This window comes from Pantoea sp. Acro-807 (assembly GCF_011752675.1).
GTDB classification, from domain to species: Bacteria; Pseudomonadota; Gammaproteobacteria; order Enterobacterales; family Enterobacteriaceae; genus Pantoea; species Pantoea eucrina.
Genome location: NZ_VWXE01000003.1, coordinates 350,078 through 370,144 on the forward strand (window position 1 = coordinate 350,078; position 20,067 = coordinate 370,144).

A 20,067-nucleotide genomic window follows, 5' to 3' on the forward strand; every position below is an offset into this window, starting at 1 on the left:
AATCCTCTGTTTTGCGCTGGCGTTAAACTGTCTGCAGTTAATTACCGCGTTCTGCACAAAGCTATCCACAGAAAAAGTGCATAAGATCGCACAACAGGCAGGGTAACTGTTTATAAGTTAAGTCATCTCTGTGGGTTAACTCTTTTTTATTCTGCGGAGGTCCGGCTTATCCAGTGGTTTACCGCCTGTAAGGAGTGTGAAACAATCAGACCATTCAAATTAAGCTTTGAGGTAGTCCAGTGATCGATGATGATGGCTACCGCCCGAATGTTGGTATCGTAATCTGCAACAGGCAGGGGCAAGTGTTATGGGCCAGGCGCTTTGGACAGCACTCCTGGCAGTTTCCTCAGGGAGGCATCAATCCGGGTGAAACCGCAGAGCAGGCGATGTATCGCGAACTGTTCGAAGAAGTGGGTTTACACCGCAAAGATGTTCGAATACTTGCTTCAACCCGTAACTGGTTACGTTACAAGTTGCCTAAACGTTTGGTGCGTTGGGATACAAAGCCGGTCTGTATCGGCCAGAAACAGAAGTGGTTTCTTCTGCAGTTGATGTGTAATGACGCGGATATCAATGTGCAACACAGCAGCACACCCGAGTTTGATGGCTGGCGCTGGGTGAGCTTCTGGTATCCGGTACGTCAGGTGGTCTCCTTCAAGCGCGATGTTTACCGGCGCGTGATGAAAGAGTTTGCTGGCGTGGTAATGTCGATGCAGGAGAGTGTGGGGCAGCGCAATAACCCTGTTGCCCACCGTCGTAAAAGAGGATAGGCCACGCCCCTTATGCTCACTCAGTTGCGCGAAATAGTAGAAAAAGTGGCGGGTGCACCGCGTCTGAATGAAGCACTCGACATTCTGGTTAACGAAATCTGCCTGGCGATGGAGACCGAGGTCTGCTCGGTTTACCTCGCCGATCACGATCGACACTGCTACTACCTGATGGCGACCCGCGGTCTGAAAAAACCGCGCGGCCGTACGATCGCACTGGCGTTTGATGAAGGCATTGTCGGCCTGGTTGGCCGGCTTGCTGAACCCATTAACCTGGCCGATGCGCAGAGTCACCCCAGCTTTAAATATATTCCTGCCGTAAAAGAAGAGCGTTATCGCTCTTTCCTTGGTGTACCTATTATCAGTCGTCGCCAGCTACTGGGCGTGCTGGTGGTGCAGCAGCGCGAACACCGTCAGTTTGATGAGAGTGAAGAGTCATTTCTGGTGACGCTCGCCACGCAAATGGCGGGGCTGCTCTCACAGTCACAGCTCGGCCAGCTATTTGGCCAGTTCCGGCAAACCCGTGTTAAAGCGATTGCCGCCTCTCCGGGCGTGGCGGTGGCGATCGGCTGGGTGGATGAAACACAGCCGCTGCTGGATCAGGTTTCTGCCGCATCAACCCTTGATCCCCAGCGCGAGCGCGAGCGGCTGGTGGTGGCGATGGGAGAAGCGGGCAATGAATTCCGCCGTTTCAGTAAACGCTTTGCGGCCGGCGTGCAGAAAGAGAGCGCGGCAATCTTCGATCTCTACTCGCATCTGCTGACCGATGCGCGGCTGAAAAAAGATCTGTTTGCGGAGATCGAGCGCGGATCGGTGGCTGAGTGGGCGGTGAAAACCGTGATCGAAAAGTTTGCGGCGCAGTTTGCCAGCCTGCAGGATCACTATCTGCGCGAACGGGCTGGCGATCTGCGGGTGCTGGGGCAGCGGCTGCTGTTTCATCTTGATGATACGCTGGTGGGAACCAACGCCTGGCCGGAGCGCTTTGTGCTGGTGGCCGATGAGCTGACGGCCACGACGCTGGCCGAGCTGCCGCATGAGCGGCTGGCAGGCGTGGTCGTGCGCGACGGCGCCGCTAACTCACATGCGGCGATCCTGACGCGGGCGATGGGGATCCCGACCGTGATGGGTGCCGATATCCTGCCGGTGCAGCTCAACAAGCGGCAGCTGATCGTTGATGGCTATCGCGGGGAAGTCCTGATCGATCCTGAGCCGGTGCTGGTACAGGAGTATCAGCGTTTGATCAGCGAAGAGAACGCGCTGAGCAAAATGGCGGAAGGCGTGGTGGATCAGCCCGGTGAGTTGAAAAGCGGGGAACGGGTGCAGGTCATGCTCAATGCCGGTCTTAGCCCGGAGCATGAGCAGGCGCTGGACAGCTGGGTCGATGGCATCGGCCTTTATCGTACTGAGATCCCGTTTATGCTGCAAAGCGGCTTCCCGTCAGAAGAGGAGCAGGTGGCGCAGTACCAGGGCATGCTGCAGCTGTTTTACGATAAGCCGGTCACGCTGCGCACGCTGGACGTCGGCGCGGACAAACAGCTGCCCTATATGCCAATCAGCGAAGAGAATCCGTGTCTTGGCTGGCGCGGTATTCGCCTGACGCTCGATCAGCCGGAGATCTTCCTGGTCCAGGTGCGGGCCATGCTGCGCGCTAACGTCGCCTCCGGGAACCTCAATATTCTGCTGCCGATGATCAGCCATATTGATGAGATCGATGACGCGCGCCGGCTGATCGATCGCGCCGGACGTGAAGTGGAGGAGGTACTGGGCTATCCCATTCCCCGGCCGCGTATCGGCGTTATGATCGAAGTGCCCTCAATGCTGTTTATGATCCCGCATCTGGCCAGCCGCGTTGATTTTATCTCGGTCGGCACCAACGATCTGACGCAGTATCTGCTGGCGGTGGATCGCAATAACACCCGGGTCGCAAACCTCTACGATCCGCTGCATCCCGCCATGCTGCGCGCGCTGCATACCATTGCGCGTGAAGCCCGGGAAGCCAAACTTGAGCTCTGCCTGTGTGGTGAAATGGCGGGCGATCCCATGTGTGTCGCGCTGCTGGTCGGGCTTGGCTATCATCATCTCAGCATGAACGGCAAAAATATTCCGCGGGTGAAGTACCTGTTGCGACATCTGGATCGGGAGGAAGTACAGAAGCTAAGCCAGCAGGGCATTGCAGCGCATACCGCTTCGGAAGTGCGTCATCTGGTTGCGGCATTTATGGAGCGTCGCGGTCTGGGTGGACTGATTCGCGGCGGTCGTTAACGGTTTACATTTCTGTGGAAACTGTGAAAAGCGGCTGTGCTATGATGCGCAGCCTTTTATTGTCTGGCCCTTTAGCCACGCCCGCGTTGGGCAGAAAAATCGATGGTGAATAATGAATAACGGCTACATTTCATTTCCCCAATTCGATCCGGTGATCTTCTCAATCGGACCGATTTCGCTTCACTGGTACGGCCTGATGTATCTGGTGGGCTTTGTTTTTGCCATGTGGCTTGCGGTGCGCCGCGCCAACAAGCCCGGTAGCGGCTGGACGAAAGACGAAGTGGAAAACCTGCTTTATGCCGGATTCCTCGGCGTCTTTCTCGGTGGTCGTATCGGCTATGTGCTGTTTTACAATCTGCCGCTGTTTCTGGAAAACCCGCTCTACCTGTTCAAGGTCTGGGATGGCGGCATGTCCTTCCACGGTGGCCTTATCGGCGTGATTGTGGTCATGCTGATTTTTGCCCGTCGCACGAAACGTACCTTCTTCCAGGTGTCTGACTTCATTGCGCCGCTGATCCCGTTTGGTCTTGGCGCGGGTCGCCTCGGTAACTTTATCAATGGCGAACTGTGGGGCCGCGTGGCGCCCGATTTTAAATTCGCGATGCTCTTTCCGGGATCGCGCAGTGAAGATCTCGCGCTGGCGGTGAATAACCCGCAGTATCAGCAGCTGTTGAATACCTATGGCGTACTGCCCCGTCACGCCTCCCAGCTCTATGAGCTGTGTCTGGAAGGCGTGGTGCTGTTTCTTATTCTCAACCTGTTTATTCGCAAACCGCGTCCAATGGGCAGTGTCTCCGGACTGTTCCTGATTGGTTACGGCGCGTTTCGCATTATTGTCGAGTTTTTCCGTCAGCCGGATGCGCAGCTGGGGCTGTTTGAAGGCGGTATCAGCATGGGGCAGATCCTCTCTGTGCCGATGATTCTGGCGGGCATTATCATGATGGTCTGGGCGTATCGTCGTCGTCCGCAGCAACAAACCCGAGAGGTAAAATGAAACAGTATCTGGAACTGATGCAGCATGTGCTGAATGAAGGCGCAGAAAAGGCCGACCGTACCGGTACCGGCACGCTTTCCATTTTTGGCCACCAGATGCGTTTCAATCTGCAGGAAGGCTTCCCGCTGGTCACCACCAAAAAAGTGCACCTGCGCTCTATCATTCACGAGCTGCTGTGGTTCCTGAAAGGGGAAACCAACATTCAGTATCTGAAAGAGAACAAGGTCACCATCTGGGATGAGTGGGCGGATGAAAACGGAGATTTAGGCCCGGTCTACGGCAAGCAGTGGCGCAGCTGGGGCAGCGCCTCTGGCGCAGAGATCGATCAGATAAGCAGAGTCATTGAGCAGCTGAAACGCGATCCGGACTCACGCCGCATTATTGTCTCAGCCTGGAACGTGGGCGAGCTGGATCAGATGGCCCTGGCTCCGTGCCACGCCTTTTTCCAGTTCTACGTCGCGAACGGCAAACTTTCCTGCCAGCTCTATCAGCGTTCGTGCGATATCTTCCTCGGCCTGCCGTTTAATATCGCCAGCTATGCGCTGCTGGTGCATATGGTCGCGCAGCAGTGCGATCTGGAAGTGGGTGATTTTGTCTGGACCGGTGGCGATACCCACCTTTACAGCAACCATCTGGAGCAGGCTTGCCTGCAGCTGACGCGCGAACCACGTCCGCTGCCGAAGCTGGTGATTAAGCGTAAGCCAGCCTCAATTTTCGACTATCAGTTCGAGGATTTTGAGGTAGAAGGCTACGATCCCCATCCTGCCATCAAGGCCCCTGTGGCAGTCTGATCTGCTCCCGAACGCCCCTGAGCCCTGCCGCTATGCAGGGCTTTTTTTTGCCTGTCAGGCCACGCTTTTCTGACGCTGCCGCACAAAAAAATGGTTCTCTCTGTAACGGATGAAACACGTCTGTGAGCCCCTCCTGACCGCACAACTGTCACGCTTGTACCGCTGCTGCGCTGACGGCAGAGTGACGTCATGAACAGAGATAATCATCACGGATTTACCCTGCCGGAACTGCTGATCGTCATGCTCATCGCAGGCGTACTGGGCGGCGGGGTGATACAGGGGTGGCAGCGCTGGCAGCAGCAGCAGCAGCTGCGCGAAAGTGTGCTGCAGCTGCAGGCGTTTTTGCTGCAGCTGCGTGCGCATGCGGGCTGGCATAATCGCGAGCTAAAGCTCTGGCTGCAGCCGGGTCAGGGGGGCTGTCTCGGTACCGGCCCCGTACCGCCTGCAGGCTGCACGACGCCCTCGCGCTGGTGGTTCACGCCACCGTATGCAGGCATACACCTCAGCGCACTGACGGGCGAACCCGGTTTTTACGGGCGCAGAGACGTAGCGCGCGCCGGTAGCGTGGAAATAACGAGCGCTGCCGGGCGCTGGCGCGCAATCATCTCTGCCCGCGCGCGTGTTCGTCTCTGCCAGCCGGAAGCAGCGACGTGCGGGTAGCTCAGGCCGGGTTCAGCCTGCTGGAAACGCTGATTGCGCTGGCGATAAGCGCCATGCTGATGCTTAGCCTGGGGCGTTTTCTGCCGCTGCTGCTGGAACAGAATCTGCGGCTGCAGCAGCGGGTACAGCTGCAGCAGGAGCTGGAGCAGATAGCCGGCATGCTGGAAAAAGCGCTGCGCCGGGCGGGCTACTGCCGGGGAACCTGCAGCGGTGCGCCACTGACGCTGGCAAACAGCGGCAGCTGTGTGCTGCTGCGCTGGGATGAGAACAGCAACGGTCGCTGGGAGGGAGCGGGGCATAGCGACAGTGATTACTACGGCTATCGTCTGCGTAGCGGGCAGCTGGAGATGCAGCGCGGCGTTGAGGCGTGTCACGGTAGCGGCTGGGAGCGCATCACCGATCCCGCATTTATGCTGCTGGAACGTTTTCAGGTCAGCCGCCAGCAGCGCTACCTGCGGCTGGAGCTGGCGGCACGTGCAGGTCAGCAGCAGGTCACGCTGGTACGCGTTATCGAAGGCATCAATCTGTGAACCAGCGGGGCAACAGTACGCTCGGCATGATCATGATGCTGCTGCTGCTGGGAGGCGTAACGCTGCATGCGACCCGCCAGCAGCTGAGCCGCAGCATGGTGCTGGTTGCCGATACGCAGCACTACTTTCAGCATCACAGCCAGGCGCAGGCGGCGCTGCGCTGGGGAGTGCAGCAGCAGTGGTCGCCGGCTGAAGGCTGGCAGTGTCAGCAGTGGACAACCGCGCAGTGGCAGAGCTGTCTGCTGCGCAGGGAGGAAGGGCATGGCTTGTTATCCGCGCGCCAGGCAGGCAGCGCACTCTGGCTCTACCGCTGGGTTGAACTTCGTGGAACGCACGTGCTGGCCTTGCCGCACGGCTGGATTGACTTCTGCCCGCTGGCCGCGCCGGAGGCGTGTCCGGGAGAGGCAGTTACAGCGGGGATTTAGCCTCGCCGAGGCGCTGGTGGGCATGCTGCTGCTGGCGCTGAGCATCTCGACGCTGCTGCACTATCAGCGTGCGCTGACGCTGGGGTTCAGCCAGCAGTGGCAGCAGCGACAGGCGTGGCAGGTTGCGCAGCAGGCGTTGCTGGGTCATGACACAGCGGGCTGGCACACGCAGCGCCAGCAGCAGATTCTGCCAGGTAGCTGCACGCTGGAGCGGGTGACCGTGACCGGCCCGCATCAGCGCACGGCCGTGCTGGCACGGCTGAAATGTCACGAAGATGACCAGATTAATAGGCATCTCCGCCGTTTAAGGGTAGAGTGACCAGGCTGTAGGGTACTGCTTTGTTAAAGGAGAATTATGTTCCGGGTTTACCACTCCAATCAGCTCGATCTGTTGAAAAATCTGGCAGGCATCCTGATTGAAAACCAGCCTCTCGCCGATCCTTTTGCGGCTGAACAGGTGCTGGTACAGAGCCCGGGAATGGCGCAGTGGCTGCAGATGGAGCTGGCAAACAGCTTTGGCATTGCCGCAAATATCGATTTCCCACTGCCTGCCACCTTTATCTGGAGCATGTTTGTGAAGGTGCTGCCGGGGATCCCGGAAGAGAGCGCCTTTACTAAAGCCAACATGAGCTGGAAGCTGATGCAGCGCCTGCCGGTGCTGCTGGAGCAGGAGACGTTTCAGTCGCTGCGGCTCTATCTGCAGGATGACGACGACAAGCGTAAGCTCTACCAGCTCAGCACCCGCGTCGCCGACCTCTTTGACCAGTATCTGGTCTATCGTGCTGACTGGCTCAACAGCTGGGAGCATGGTGCACTGATTGAGGGACTGGGTGACGCTCAGCAGTGGCAGGCGGCGCTCTGGCGCGATCTGGTCAGCTTTACGGAAAGCCTCGGTCAGCCGATGTGGCACCGTGCCAATCTGTACGCCCGCTTTATTGAAACGCTGGAACGGGCTGAAAGCACGCCGCCTGGCCTGCCGCCGCGCGTATTTATCTGCGGTATCTCCGCGCTGCCGCCAGTCTACCTGCAGGCGCTTGAAGCGCTGGGCCGTCATATCGATATTCATCTGCTGTTTACTAATCCCTGCCGCCACTACTGGGGGGATATTCAGGATTACGCGTTTCTGGCAAAGCTGCAGAGCCGTCAGCGCCGCCGTCTGCATTCAGAGGAGACGCTGCCGCTGTTTCGCGAACCTGAAGCCGCCTCCACGCTGTTTAACAGCAGCGGTGAACAGCAGCTGACAAACCCGCTGCTCGCCTCCTGGGGAAAGCTGGGACGCGATAACCTGTTTCTGCTCAGCCAGATGGAGTCAGCCGCCAACGATATCGATGCATTTGTCGATCTGCCTGATGACACGCTGCTGCACAACCTGCAGGCTGACCTGCTGAATCTTGACGATCGCGCGGTGATTGGTCTGAGTGCCGGAGAGCTGATGAACAGCGCAGAGAAGCGCCCTCTCGATCCGGCCGATCGCTCCATCACGCTGCAGATCTGTCACAGCGCACAGCGTGAAGTGGAGGTGCTGCAGGATCACCTGCTGGCGATGATGGAGGCCGATCCTGAGCTTAAGCCGCGCGATATCATCGTTATGGTGGCAGACATCGATAGCTATGCGCCCTTTATTCAGGCGGCATTTGCCAGCGCACCGCCGGATCGCTATCTGCCATTTGCCATTTCTGACCGTCGTGCCAGTCAGGCTCATCCGGCCATTCTGGCGCTGCTGAGCCTGCTGACGCTGCCGGAGAGTCGCTTCGCCTCAGAGGAGATCCTTGCGCTGCTGGAGGTGCCGGCGCTGGCGCAGCGTTTTTCCGTGGATGAGAGCGGGTTGCGTCTGCTGCGCCGCTGGGTCATGGAGTCCGGTATTCGCTGGGGGCTGGACGATGCCAGCATTGAAGCGCTGTCGCTGCCGGTTACCGGCCAGCACACCTGGCGTTTTGGCCTGCAGCGTATGCTGCTGGGCTATGCGCTTGAGAGCCGCAACGGTGACTGGCAGGGGATCCTGCCTTACGATGAGTCAAGCGGTCTGATCGCAGAGCTGGCGGGACATCTGGCCGAGCTGCTGATGCGGCTTGATACCTGGCGCAGCCGGCTGGCCGGTGAGCGCACGCTGGCGGAGTGGCTGCCGCTGTGCCGTGAGCTGATTGACAGCTTTTTCAGCGGAGATGCCGAAAGCGAGGCGGCGCTGCTGCTGGTAGAGACGCAGTGGAAAGAGATCATTGAACAGGGTATGGGATCTGCTTATCAGCAGCCGGTGCCGGTGACGCTGCTGCGCGATGAGCTGCGCTCACGCCTCGATCAGCAGCGCATCAGCCAGCGTTTTCTGGCAGGTCCGGTAAACTTCTGTACGCTGATGCCGATGCGCTCAATTCCCTTCAAAATCGTCTGCCTGCTGGGTATGAATGATGGCGTCTACCCGCGCACGCTGGCACCGGTAGGGTTTGACCTGATGCAGCAGCAGACGCGCAAAGGCGACCGCAGCCGGCGCGATGACGATCGCTATCTGTTCCTTGAGGCCCTGATTTCAGCCCAGCAGCAGCTCTATATCAGCTATATCGGCCGGGCGATTCAGGATAACACCGAGCGCTATCCCTCAGTGCTGGTCACGGAACTGCTTGATTATCTGGGGCAGAGTTTCTGCCTGCCGGGCGATGAGCAGTGCGAGCCGGACATCAGTGAACAGCATGTACGTGAGCACTTACAAACGTTGCACAGCCGCATGCCATTTGCCGCAGAGAATTTTGCGCCTGACACTCACCGGCAGAGCTTTGCTGCCGAATGGCTGCCGGCGGCTACCGGCCGCGGCGTGGCACAGCCCGACTTCGTGCAGCCGCTGGCGGTGAAAACGCAGGAGATTGTGACGCTGGAACAGCTGCTGCGCTTCTGGCGTCATCCGGTTCGCGCCTGGTTTCAGCAGCGTCTTGGCGTCTCATTCTGGACAGAAGAGAGTGAGTTGCCCGATAGCGAGCCCTTTGCACCTGATAGCCTTGAGCGCTATCAGTTAAACGCGCAGCTGCTCAATGCGCTGGTGAACGGCGAGGATCCGCAGCAGCTCTATGCGCATCATCGCGCAGCAGGTAACCTGCCTTATGGCGCCTTTGGTGAACTTTTCTGGCAGAGCCAGACCGAAGAGATGCAGGAGGTTGCGGCGGAAGTCGCCGGAGAGCGCCTGCCGGCAGAGAGTCAGGAGGTAAATCTGCAGCTCGGTACCGTGCGGCTGACCGGCTGGCTGACGCAGGTGCAGGCTGATGGCCTGCTGCGCTGGCGGCCTGGCGTGCTGAACATGAATGACGGACTGCAGCTGTGGCTGGAGCATCTGGTCTACTGTGCGCTGGGCGGCAGCGGCGTAAGCCGGATGTATGGCCGTAAACAGAGTTGCTGGCGCTTTCATGCCGTAGCCGCCGACCGGGCGCAGTCGCTGCTGGCAGAGTATGCCGCCGCCTGCGAGCAGGGGCTGGCGCAGCCGCTGCTGCTGTTAAACAAAAGCGGCGGCGCCTGGCTGGAGGCGAGCTTCGATCGCAAAAGCGGCCAGCTGCTGGAAGATGACGCCACGCAGAAAAAGGCGCTGAATAAGCTGCTGCAGGCGTGGCAGGGCGGCTATCAGGTGCAGGGGGAGGGCAGCGATCCTTATCTCCAGCGCCTGAATCGCACGCTGAATGAGGAGATGCTGCAGGCGATTATCGCTGCAGCACGGCAGTGGTATCTGCCGGTACGTCTCGCCCATCAGGATGATAAATAGCTGCTAAGCGTCGCGCTTACGCCAGAATAATATGTTGATAAACCTGCGCGGAAAACCAGCCGCAGGGCAGAGTAAGATTAAGGGGTTTACATGCGGATTTACGCACGCTGTATCGGCGCGCTGCTGTCAGGCGCGCTGGCGCTGAATGTTTTTGCCGATACCGGACAGGGCTGGCAGCCGGTTAATGACATTATCCGCAAAAGCGATCGCGATCCGCGCAGCTATCAGGCGATTACCCTGAACAACGGTATGACGGTGCTGCTGGTTTCAGACGCTGAGGCCCCGAAGTCGCTGGCGGCGCTGACGCTGCCGATTGGCTCGCTGGACGATCCCGACCAGCAGCCCGGGCTGGCGCACTATCTGGAGCATATGGTGCTGATGGGCTCAAAACGTTACCCCCAGCCCGATAATCTTGCGGAATTTCTCAAAATGCACGGCGGCAGTCACAACGCCAGCACCGCCTCTTACCGCACCGCATTCTATCTGGAAGTGGAGAACGATGCGCTGCAGCCTGCGGCAGATCGCCTGGCGGATGCGATTGCGGAGCCGCTGCTCGATCCGGTTAACGCCGATCGCGAACGTCACGCCGTCAACGCAGAGCTGACGATGGCGCGCTCGCGGGACGGGCTGCGCATGGCGCAGGTCAGTGCTGAGACGCTGAATCCGCAGCATCCGGGTTCGCGTTTCTCCGGAGGCAACCTGGAGACGCTGAGTGATAAACCGGGCAGCAAACTGCAGCAGGCGCTGCGCGACTTCTACCGTACCCACTATTCTGCCAGCCTGATGAAAGCAGTGATTTACAGCAATAAACCGCTCTCTGAGATGGCGCAGATGGCCGCCGCCACCTTTGGGCGCGTCGCGGCACATCCGGCTAGCGTACCGGAGATAGATGTACCGGTGGTCACCGGGGCGCAGAAAGGCATCATTATTCACTACGTGCCGGCTCAGCCGCGTAAACAGCTGAAGATTGAGTTTCGGATCGCGAACAACAGCGCCGATTTCCGCAGCAAAACCGATACGCTGATTGGCTATCTGCTGGGTAACCGCAGCGCCAATACGCTGAATGACTGGCTGCAGAAGCAGGGACTGGCCGATGGCGTGACCGCAGGGGCCGATCCGGTCACCGAGCGCAGCAGCGGCGTCTTTGCTATTTCTGTGTCGCTGACGGATAAAGGGCTGACGCAACGCGATGAAGTCGTGGCCGCCATTTTCAGCTACCTCGATATGCTGCGCCGCAACGGCATTGATAAGCGCTATTTTGACGAGGTATCGCATGTGCTGGCGCTTGATTACCGCTATCCGTCAATTACCCGTGATATGGACTACATTCAGTGGCTGGCCGACACCATGCTGCGTGTGCCGGTCGCGCACACGCTGGATGCGCCTTACCTTGCCGATCGCTTCGATCCTGCAGCGTTAGCGGCACGCCTTGGTGAGATGACGCCGCAAAATGCCCGCATCTGGTATATCAGCCCGCAGGAGCCGCACAATCAGCAGGCCTACTTTGTTAATGCGCCGTATCAGGTTGATAAAATCAGCGCCGCGCAGTACAGCGACTGGCAGCAGCGTGCAGCGCATATCACGCTCTCTTTGCCCGCGCTCAATCCCTATATTCCCACTGACTTTTCACTGATTGCACGCGACGGGAAAAACTACACGCATCCGATTGTGCTCAGTAATGACGCGGCAATGCGTATTTTATGGATGCCGAGCCGGTTCTATCCTGACGAGCCAAAAGCGGCGATTACCCTGGCGCTACGCAATAAGGCAACGATCGGCGACGCGCGTCAGCAGGTGCTGTTTGGTCTGAATGATTATCTCTCCAGCCAGGCGCTGGATGAGCTCAACTCGCAGGCGTCGGTGGGTGGCATCAGTTTCTCCGTGGGAGAAGATGATGGCCTGGTGTTTAACGCCAGCGGATTTACCCAGCGTTTGCCGCAGCTGCTGCAGGAGCTGGTCGCCGGTTACAGCAGCTTCCGTCCGGATGAAGCGCAGCTCGCTCAGGCTAAATCCTGGTATCGCGACCGTCTGGATGCGGCTGAAAAAGGCAAAGCGTTTGAACAGGCGATCCAGCCGATGCAGATGCTGTCGCAGCTGCCCTATACCCAGCGCGACGAACGCCGCCGGTTGCTGCCGGAGATCACGCTGCAGGAGGTGATCGCCTGGCGTGACGCGCTGCTGCATCAGTCGACACCAGAGATGCTGGCGGTGGGTAATCTCTCAGCAAAAGAGACGGAAGCGCTTGGCGTGGCCCTGAAAGCGCAGCTGCAGAGCAGCGGAGAGGCACCGTGGCGCAGTGACTATGTTGTGGTGGATAAACCGATCAAGGCGAACCTGCAGCAGGCGGGAAGCAGCAGCGATTCCGCGCTGGCGGCGCTCTATGTGCCTGTCGGGTATGATGAATATCAGAGCATGGCCGCCAGTACGCTGCTGAGTCAGATTATCCAGCCGTGGTTTTATAACCAGCTGCGCACGGAAGAGCAGCTGGGCTATGCCGTCTTTACCTATCAGATGCCGATAGGCCGCCAGTGGGGCATCGGTTTTCTGCTGCAGAGCAACAGCCGGCAGCCCGCGTTCCTGCTGCAGCGCTTCCAGGCATTCTATCCGCAGGCAGAACAGCGGCTGCGCAGCATGAAGCCCGAGACCTTTGCGCAGTACCAGCAGGCGATGATCAATGAGCTGAAACAGCGTCCTCAGACGCTGGAGGAGGAAGCCAATCGCTACAGTCGTGACTTCAGCCGTCAGAACTATGCGTTCGATACGCGAGAGAAAGTGATTGCGCAGGTGCAGCAGCTGACGCCGGCGCAGCTGGCCACTTTCTTCCGGCAGGCGATCCGGCAGCAGGGAATGGCGATGATTTCCCAGATCAGCGGTACGCAGGAGAGCGCACCGCAGGCAGATTACGCAGCGCTACCTGGCTTTACCACCTGGGCGGCGCTGGCGCAGCTGCAGCAGTCGCTGCCGGTTAAGAGTGATACGCCATGAGTCAGCGTGCTGAATCCCTCAATCCGCTGACGCTGCCGCTGCGCGGCGAGCGCCTGATTGAGGCCTCTGCCGGTACGGGTAAAACCTTTACCATCGGCCTGCTTTATCTGCGTCTGCTGCTGGGGCTGGGCGAAGAGAACGCTTATAGTCGCCCGCTCTCGGTAGAAGAGATTCTGGTGGTGACGTTCACCGAAGCGGCGACGGCAGAGCTGCGCGGTCGTATCCGCGCGAATATCCACGCGCTGCGGCTCGCCTGTATTCGCGGCGTCAGCAGCGATGCGATGCTGACCGCACTGCTGCAGGCGATCCCGCAGCGGGAAGAGGCCGCCTCGCTGCTGCTGGCGGCGGAAAGACAGATGGATGAAGCCGCTATTTTCACCATCCACGGCTTCTGCCAGCGTATGCTCAATCTTAACGCGTTTGAGTCCGGCATGCTGTTTGAACAGCAGCTGATTGAAGATGAGCATCCGCTCCTGCGTCAGGCAACGGCTGATTTCTGGCGGCGTCACTGCTATCCGCTGACGCTGGATATCGCGCGCGTGATTGTCACTGAATGGCTGGGGCCGGAACAGCTGCTGGCTACCCTGCGCCCGTGGCTGCAGGGAGAGTCGCCCTCGCTGCGGCTGCCGCCGGATGACCAGGAGACGCTTGCGTCGCGGCATGCACGTAATATGGCGCGCATCGCGGAGATCAAAGCGCAGTGGCGAACGCTGGGTGATGACGTGCAGACGCTGGTTGAGCAGTCGGGCGTGGATAAGCGCAGCTACAGCAGCAAACATCTGCCCGCCTGGGTCAGTAAAGTGAGCCAGTGGGCCCATAACGACAGCAGTGATTACCAGGTTCCGCCCGAGCTGGCACGCTTCGGGCAGCGGATACTGGATGAGAAAACCAAAAAAGGCGACGCCCCGCGGCACGCGCTGTTCAGCGCAATTGACGCGTTTCTGGCTGAACCGCTGTCGCTGCGTGATGTGGTCATTGCTCGGGCGCTGACCGAAGTGCGTGAGGCGGTGCATAAACAGAAGCGGCTGCAGGCGCTGCTGGGCTTTGACGATCTGCTGAGCCGGCTTGATGATGCGCTGCAGCAGGCGGGCGGCGCGCAGCTGGCGCAGCTGATCCGGCAGCGCTACCCGGTGGCGCTGATCGATGAATTTCAGGATACCGATCCGCAGCAGTACCGGATTTTCCGTACGCTCTATATGCATCAGCCTGAACATGCGCTACTGCTGATAGGCGATCCCAAACAGGCGATCTACGCTTTCCGCGGGGCGGATATTTTTACCTATATCCGGGCGCGTAATGAAATTGCGGCGCACTATACGCTGGACACTAACTGGCGCTCGTCACCCGCGATGGTAGAGAGCGTAAACCAGCTTTTCTCACGCTTGCCGGCTCCCTTTCTGTTTGCTGAAATTCCGTTTTTGCCGGTGCAGTTTGCGCCGCCTAACCAGGCGCTGTCGCTAAAGGCAGAGGGCAGAGAACAGCCCGCGCTGCGCTTCTGGCTGCAGCCCGGCAGCGGTGCCAGCGTCAGCGAATATCAGCAGCAAATGGCAAAGCAGTGCGCAATGGATATCAGCCGCTGGCTGCAGGCGGGGCAGCAGGGCGAGGCGATGCTGGGAAAAGGGCCGGCGCTGCGGCCCGTACAGGCATCGGATATCACGGTGCTGGTGCGCAGCCGCAACGAAGCGAATCAGATCCGCGAAGCGCTGGCGCAGCTCGCGATCCCCTCAGTCTATCTCTCTAACCGCGACAGCGTTTACACGACACCGGAAGCGCGCGAGCTGCTCTGGCTGCTGCGCGCTATTCTGGCTCCGGAACAGGAGCGGATGCTGCGTACGGCGCTGGCGACTTCGCTATTTGCGCTGGATGCGGCTCAGCTGGATGCGCTCGATCGCGATGCGCGCGGCTGGGACACGCTGGTAGATACCTTTGCGCGCTGGCAGCGCCTCTGGCATCAGCGCGGTGTGTTGCCAATGCTGCGGGAGATTATGCTGGAGCGCCAGCTGGCCGAAAATATGCTGGCGTCGGAAAATGGCGAGCGCCGCCTGACCGATCTGCTGCATCTGGGGGAGCTGCTGCAGGAAGCGGCATCGCAGCTTGACAGCCCGCATGCGCTGGTACGTTATCTGGCACAGCAGATAGCGCGGCCCGACAGTCAGTCGACCAGCCAGCAGCTGCGACTGGAGAGCGACCGCCATCTGGTGCAGATCGTCACCATCCATAAATCGAAAGGGCTGCAGTATCCGCTGGTCTGGCTGCCGTTTGCAGCCGGGTTCCGTGAAGCAGATATTGCGCTTTACCACGACCGCGATAATTTCAGCGCGGTGCTGGATTTGCAGGGCGATGAGCAGAGCCTGGCGCTGGCGGAACAGGAGCGACTGGCAGAAGATCTTCGCCTGCTTTATGTTGCGCTGACGCGCTCTGTGTATCACTGCAGCATCGGCGTGGCGCCGCTGTTTCGCGGCGCGCGCAAAAAAGAGGGCGAGAGCGACCTGCATAAAAGTGCGCTGGGCTATCTGCTGCAGCGCGGCGAAGCGGCGACGGCAGAGCAGCTCGGCACGCTGCTGGAAGCGCTGAACGGCGAAGGGTGCGAGGTGGTGATGGCCGATCGTGCTGAAGCCGCACGCTGGCAGGTGCAGGCTGGCGTACGCGACGATCTGCATGCACGCGCGATATCGCGCCAGCTGGCTGAATCGTGGCGCGTGACCAGCTATTCAGGTCTGCAGCAGCACAGCGCGCATCGCCTGCTGGAGGTGGTGCCCCACTTCGACCTGGAAGCGGCGGGTGAAGAGCAGCAGGCGGCGACCGAAGAGGTTGTGCTGACGCCACATCATTTTCCGCGCGGTGCCGCACCGGGTACGTTTCTGCATGAGCTGTTTGAGTCGATCGACTTTACCCAGCCGCCAGGGACGGAGCTGCTGGAGCAGCATCTGCAGCAGAACGGCTACCCGCTGCACTGGCAGCCGGTGCTGAGCAGCTGGATTGAGCGGGTTGTGACTACGCCGCTTAATGCGCAGCAGATCCGGCTGGCTGACGTGGCCGCACGCGACCGCCTGATTGAGATGGAGTTTTATCTGCCTATCAGCGCTCTGCTTACCGCTCCCGCGCTGGACCGGCTGATGCGCCAGCATGACCCGCTCTCTGCGCAGGCGCCCGCACTTAACTTCAGTCAGGTGCAGGGCATGCTCAAAGGCTTTATCGACCTGGTGTTTCGCCGGGACGGAAAATATTACCTGCTGGATTATAAATCCAACTGGCTGGGGGAGAGTCATGAAGCCTATACCCCGGATGCCATGGCACAGGCGATGATTGACCATCGCTACGATTTGCAGTATCAGCTCTATACGCTGGCGCTGCACCGGTTTCTGCAGCACCGGCTGCCCGATTACGACTATGAGCAGCATATGGGCGGCGTGTTTTATCTGTTTTTGCGCGGTATGGATGGCAGTTCGCCTGATAATGGCGTCTTTTTCACCCGTCCTGCCGCTGAATTTGTCACACAACTTGATAGCCTGTTTCGCGGGCAGGGAGAGGATGCATGAGCGATATCACTACGCTATTAAAGCAGGCAACAGAGCTGCGGCTGCTGCGCCCGCTGGACGTGCAGTTTGCTCAGCTGATAGCCACCAGCGATGAACCCGCCCGCTTACTGGCTGCTGCCTGTCTCAGCGCTGAAGCCGGAGAAGGGCATGTCTGCCTGCCGCTGGCCCAGCTTAACCGCGAGCAGCTGTTTCGCGGCCGTCATCCCGAACTGGCGCAGGCGATCTGGCAGGCAGCAGGCGATCCGCACGACTGGCACAGCCTGCTGGCGGGCTGGGATGCGCTCAGCTCCCGCGATCGCGCGGCCCCTGTTGTACTGAGCGACGACCGGCTCTATCTGCATCGCTTATGGCATCATGAAGGTGACGTGGCGCGCTTTTTCCATCCTCAGGCTGCGCCGCAGCCGTTTGCCCCGGAGCAGGTACGCAGCGTGCTGGATGCGCTGTTTGGCACCGCGCCGGATGACTGGCAGAAGATTGCCGCTGCTGTCGCATTAACGCAGAAGACCGCGGTGATTTCCGGCGGGCCGGGCACCGGCAAAACCACCACCGTGGCAAAACTGCTGGCGGCGCTGATCCGCCTGAGCGACGGCGCGCTGCGCATTCAGCTGGCGGCCCCAACCGGCAAAGCGGCGGCGCGCCTGACGGAGTCACTGGGAAAAGCGCTGCAGCAGCTGGCGGTCAGCGAGCAGGAGCGCCAGCGCTTTCCGGAGGAGGCCACTACGCTGCATCGCCTGCTGGGCGCACAGCCTGAAACGCAGCGTTTGCGTTACCATGCCGGTAATCCGCTGCATCTCGATGTGCTGGTGGTGGATGAAGCTTCCATGGTGGATCTCGGCATGATGGCCAGCCTGATTGCCGCGCTGCCATCGCAGGCGCGGGTAATTTTTCTCGGCGACCGCGACCAGCTTGCCTCCGTAGAGGCGGGAGCGGTACTGGGCGATATCTGTCGCTGTGCGGAGGCGGGCTACAGTCCGGTGCGCGCCACGCAGCTGACGCTGATGACCGGCTGTGAGATCGGCGGCAGTAATGAAACCGCAGCACCCGCGGTGCGCGATGCGATCTGCCTGCTGCGTAAAAGCTACCGTTTTGATGCAAGCTCCGGCATCGGCCAGCTGGCAGCAGCCGTTAACGCCGGTGATGCGCAGGCGGTGGAGCGCGCCTTTCAGAGCAATTTCAGTGATATTGCGCGTGCGCCGCTAAACAGCGGTGAAGCGTATCAGCGAATGCTGAATGAGATTGGTGCTGGTTATCGGGACTTTCTGCAGCAGGTAGCTGAGGATGCCGCGCCGGCTGATATCCTCGCCTCTTTCGGCCGCTATCAGCTGCTGTGCGCGCTGCGCGAAGGGCCGTTTGGCGTGGAAGGACTCAATCAGCGTATTGAGCAGAAGCTGATACAGCTGCAGCTGATCCGTCGCCCCGCAGGCGGCAGCCGCTGGTATCCGGGACGGCCGGTAATGGTCACGCGCAATGACAGCGCGCTGGGCCTGTTTAACGGCGATATCGGTATCACGCTGACAGACGAGGAGGGCGTGCTGAAGGTCTTCTTCCCGCTGCCGGACGGGACCATCAAAGCGGTCCAGCCGAGCCGACTGCCGGCACACGATACCGCCTGGGCCATGACGGTGCACAAGTCGCAGGGTTCGGAGTTTGAGCACACCGCGCTGGTGATGCCGGCCCAGTTTTTACCGGTGCTGACGCGGGAGTTAATTTATACCGCGATTACGCGTGCCCGCAGGCAGCTGACGCTCTACAGTGATGAAAACATTTTCCGTCGCGCAGTCCAGCTGCGCACGCAGCGCCGCAGCGGCCTGCTGTCACGGCTTGGCGCGACGTCTGACGCGTAAAGCTTCGTACAGGATAATCGCGCCCCTACGTGCTCCTGTAGGGGCCGCATTAATGCGGCCCTGGGGGGAAAATAACGCGGCCCGGAATTTCCCGTGCGGCCAGGGCGCCATAAATGGCGCCTCTACAGGATCACGCAGGGGCCGCATTTATGCGGCCCTGGAATACGTGGCTTATTTTAAATCTGCCATCAGCACCTTTGAACGACGCTGATAGTTATACATCTGCTGCTTGCTCTCTGGCAGCGACTCAATATCTACTGGTGTAAAGCCCCGCTCCTGAAACCAGTGAATGCTGCGGGTGGTGAGCACAAACAGCTTTTTTAACCCCATCTGCCGCGCCTGTAGCGCCACGCGATCCAGCAGCAGCTCGCCGCGTGATGAGCTGCGATAGTCGGGATGTACTGCCACACACGCCATTTCGCCAATCTGCTCATCCGGGAACGGGTAGAGCGCGGCACAGGCGATGGTCATATTATCGCGCTGGATGATGGTAAACTTATCGATCTCCATCTCCAGCTGTTCACGCGAGCGCCGTACCAGAATACCCTGCTGCTCCAGCGGACGAATCAGTTCCAGGATGCCGCCAATATCGTTGATGTTGGCGCGCCGGATCTGCTCGGCAGATTCCATAACAATCTGTGTACCGATACCGTCGCGTGAGAAGAGCTCCTGCAGCAGTGCGCCATCCTCCTGATAGCTGATCAGATGGCTGCGGCGCACGCCGCTGCGACACGCTTTCACCGCGCCGCGCAGAAAGCGCACCGTACCGGACAGAAAATCGCCGTCGCTCTCCATCTCATCAATGCGCGCCTGCGCATCACCGGGAAACAGCTCTGAAATAATTGTGCCAGCGCGATCGGTCACGCCCTGCTCGGAGCAGAAGCCAATCATCTTCTCTGCCTTGAGCTTGATGGCGAGCTGCGTGGCAACCTCTTCTGAGGTGAGATTAAAGCTTTCGCCGGTTACAGAGACGGCGACCGGGCCGAGCAGTACAATCGCGTTATTATCCAGCTGGCGGTGAATCGCCTCTTCATCAATACGGCGAATGCGTCCGCTGTGACAGTAGTCAACGCCATCATCCACGCCCAGCGGCTGGGCAATGATAAAGTTACCGCTGACGACATTAATATGCGCGCCCTGCAGCGGCGTGTTGTTAAGGCTCATCGACAAACGCGCCGTAATATCAAGCTGCAGACGGCCCGCCGCCTGCTTTACCAGCTCCAGCGATTGCGCATCGGTCACGCGGGTGTGTTTGTGATAGAGAGGCTCCAGCTGCTGCTGCGCCATGCTGGCATCAATCTGCGGACGTGCGCCATAGACCACCACCAGACGGATGCCCAGGCTATGCAGCAGGCCAATATCGTTAACGATACTGGAGAAGTTTTCATGCTCAATGGCTTCGCCGCCCAGCATGATGACAAACGTCTTGTTGCGATGGGCATTAATATAGGGAACGGTATGGCGAAAACCCTGAACCAGCTCGGTACTGCGTTCCTTCACGGTGCACCCTCTGTGAATGGTTATTCGTAATTAG

Annotated in this window: 13 protein-coding genes; 12 read left to right on the forward strand and 1 reads right to left on the reverse strand. The window is 59.6% G+C overall.

The window, feature by feature from the left end; translation table 11 throughout:
• The first annotated feature begins 239 nt into the window (after positions 1-239).
• The 12 genes from rppH to recD all read left to right on the forward strand — a co-directional run bounded on the left by rppH (position 240) and on the right by recD (position 18,533).
• Positions 240-770, forward strand: coding sequence for an RNA pyrophosphohydrolase (rppH, locus tag F3J39_RS10335; RefSeq protein WP_039379969.1), 531 nt, complete (start codon positions 240-242; stop codon positions 768-770).
• Between the two features lie 12 nt (positions 771-782).
• Complete coding sequence (gene ptsP / locus F3J39_RS10340; protein ID WP_039379967.1) at positions 783-3,029, forward strand: phosphoenolpyruvate--protein phosphotransferase; 2,247 nt, start codon at positions 783-785, stop codon at positions 3,027-3,029.
• Positions 3,030-3,141: 112 nt separating this feature from the next.
• A complete protein-coding gene (lgt, locus tag F3J39_RS10345) occupies positions 3,142-4,023 on the forward strand; it encodes a prolipoprotein diacylglyceryl transferase (protein WP_039379964.1) in 882 nt (293 codons plus the stop codon).
• A complete protein-coding gene (gene thyA, locus F3J39_RS10350) occupies positions 4,020-4,814 on the forward strand; it encodes a thymidylate synthase (RefSeq protein ID WP_039379962.1) in 795 nt (264 codons plus the stop codon). The genes lgt and thyA overlap by 4 nt, the downstream gene beginning before the upstream one ends.
• A gap of 189 nt (positions 4,815-5,003) precedes the next feature.
• Entirely contained in the window at positions 5,004-5,474 is a 471-nt protein-coding gene (locus F3J39_RS10355) for a prepilin-type N-terminal cleavage/methylation domain-containing protein (RefSeq protein WP_166714148.1), read from the forward strand.
• Positions 5,465-6,004: a prepilin peptidase-dependent protein gene (locus tag F3J39_RS10360; protein WP_039379955.1), complete on the forward strand. Its 540-nt coding sequence runs from the start codon at positions 5,465-5,467 to the stop codon at positions 6,002-6,004. The genes F3J39_RS10355 and F3J39_RS10360 overlap by 10 nt, the downstream gene beginning before the upstream one ends.
• Positions 6,001-6,429: a DUF2509 family protein gene (locus F3J39_RS10365; protein ID WP_166714149.1), complete on the forward strand. Its 429-nt coding sequence runs from the start codon at positions 6,001-6,003 to the stop codon at positions 6,427-6,429. Before F3J39_RS10360 ends, F3J39_RS10365 begins: the two co-directional genes overlap by 4 nt.
• A gap of 22 nt (positions 6,430-6,451) precedes the next feature.
• Complete coding sequence (locus tag F3J39_RS10370) at positions 6,452-6,748, forward strand: prepilin-type N-terminal cleavage/methylation domain-containing protein (RefSeq protein WP_166714150.1); 297 nt, start codon at positions 6,452-6,454, stop codon at positions 6,746-6,748.
• A gap of 36 nt (positions 6,749-6,784) precedes the next feature.
• The gene (gene recC, locus F3J39_RS10375; RefSeq protein WP_039379950.1) at positions 6,785-10,165 is read left to right on the forward strand and encodes an exodeoxyribonuclease V subunit gamma; all 3,381 of its coding nucleotides are present in this window, start codon (positions 6,785-6,787) and stop codon (positions 10,163-10,165) included.
• A gap of 90 nt (positions 10,166-10,255) precedes the next feature.
• Positions 10,256-13,150 carry a pitrilysin gene (gene ptrA, locus F3J39_RS10380; RefSeq protein ID WP_104085487.1) on the forward strand — a complete coding sequence of 965 codons (2,895 nt, stop codon included), beginning with the start codon at positions 10,256-10,258 and terminating at the stop codon, positions 13,148-13,150.
• Complete coding sequence (recB, locus tag F3J39_RS10385) at positions 13,147-16,689, forward strand: exodeoxyribonuclease V subunit beta (RefSeq protein ID WP_166714151.1); 3,543 nt, start codon at positions 13,147-13,149, stop codon at positions 16,687-16,689. The genes ptrA and recB overlap by 4 nt, the downstream gene beginning before the upstream one ends.
• Positions 16,686-18,533 carry an exodeoxyribonuclease V subunit alpha gene (gene recD, locus F3J39_RS10390; RefSeq protein WP_039379943.1) on the forward strand — a complete coding sequence of 616 codons (1,848 nt, stop codon included), beginning with the start codon at positions 16,686-16,688 and terminating at the stop codon, positions 18,531-18,533. Before recB ends, recD begins: the two co-directional genes overlap by 4 nt.
• 171 nt (positions 18,534-18,704) lie before the next feature.
• Here recD and argA read toward each other — a convergent pair whose 3' ends face one another.
• A complete protein-coding gene (gene argA / locus F3J39_RS10395; RefSeq protein WP_039379941.1) occupies positions 18,705-20,033 on the reverse strand; it encodes an amino-acid N-acetyltransferase in 1,329 nt (442 codons plus the stop codon).
• Positions 20,034-20,067 lie beyond the last annotated feature (34 nt).

Bases quoted from the DNA above. Each gene is read 5' to 3' on its own strand.
- ptsP (WP_039379967.1), top strand. From the start codon at position 783: ATGCTCACTCAGTTGCGCGAAATAGTAGAAAAAGTGGCGGGTGCACCG.
- lgt (WP_039379964.1), top strand. From the start codon at position 3,142: ATGAATAACGGCTACATTTCATTTCCCCAATTCGATCCGGTGATCTTC.
- thyA (WP_039379962.1), top strand. From the start codon at position 4,020: ATGAAACAGTATCTGGAACTGATGCAGCATGTGCTGAATGAAGGCGCA.
- F3J39_RS10355 (WP_166714148.1), top strand. From the start codon at position 5,004: ATGAACAGAGATAATCATCACGGATTTACCCTGCCGGAACTGCTGATC.
- F3J39_RS10370 (WP_166714150.1), top strand. From the start codon at position 6,452: ATGCTGCTGCTGGCGCTGAGCATCTCGACGCTGCTGCACTATCAGCGT.
- recC (WP_039379950.1), top strand. From the start codon at position 6,785: ATGTTCCGGGTTTACCACTCCAATCAGCTCGATCTGTTGAAAAATCTG.
- ptrA (WP_104085487.1), top strand. From the start codon at position 10,256: ATGCGGATTTACGCACGCTGTATCGGCGCGCTGCTGTCAGGCGCGCTG.
- recB (WP_166714151.1), top strand. From the start codon at position 13,147: ATGAGTCAGCGTGCTGAATCCCTCAATCCGCTGACGCTGCCGCTGCGC.
- recD (WP_039379943.1), top strand. From the start codon at position 16,686: ATGAGCGATATCACTACGCTATTAAAGCAGGCAACAGAGCTGCGGCTG.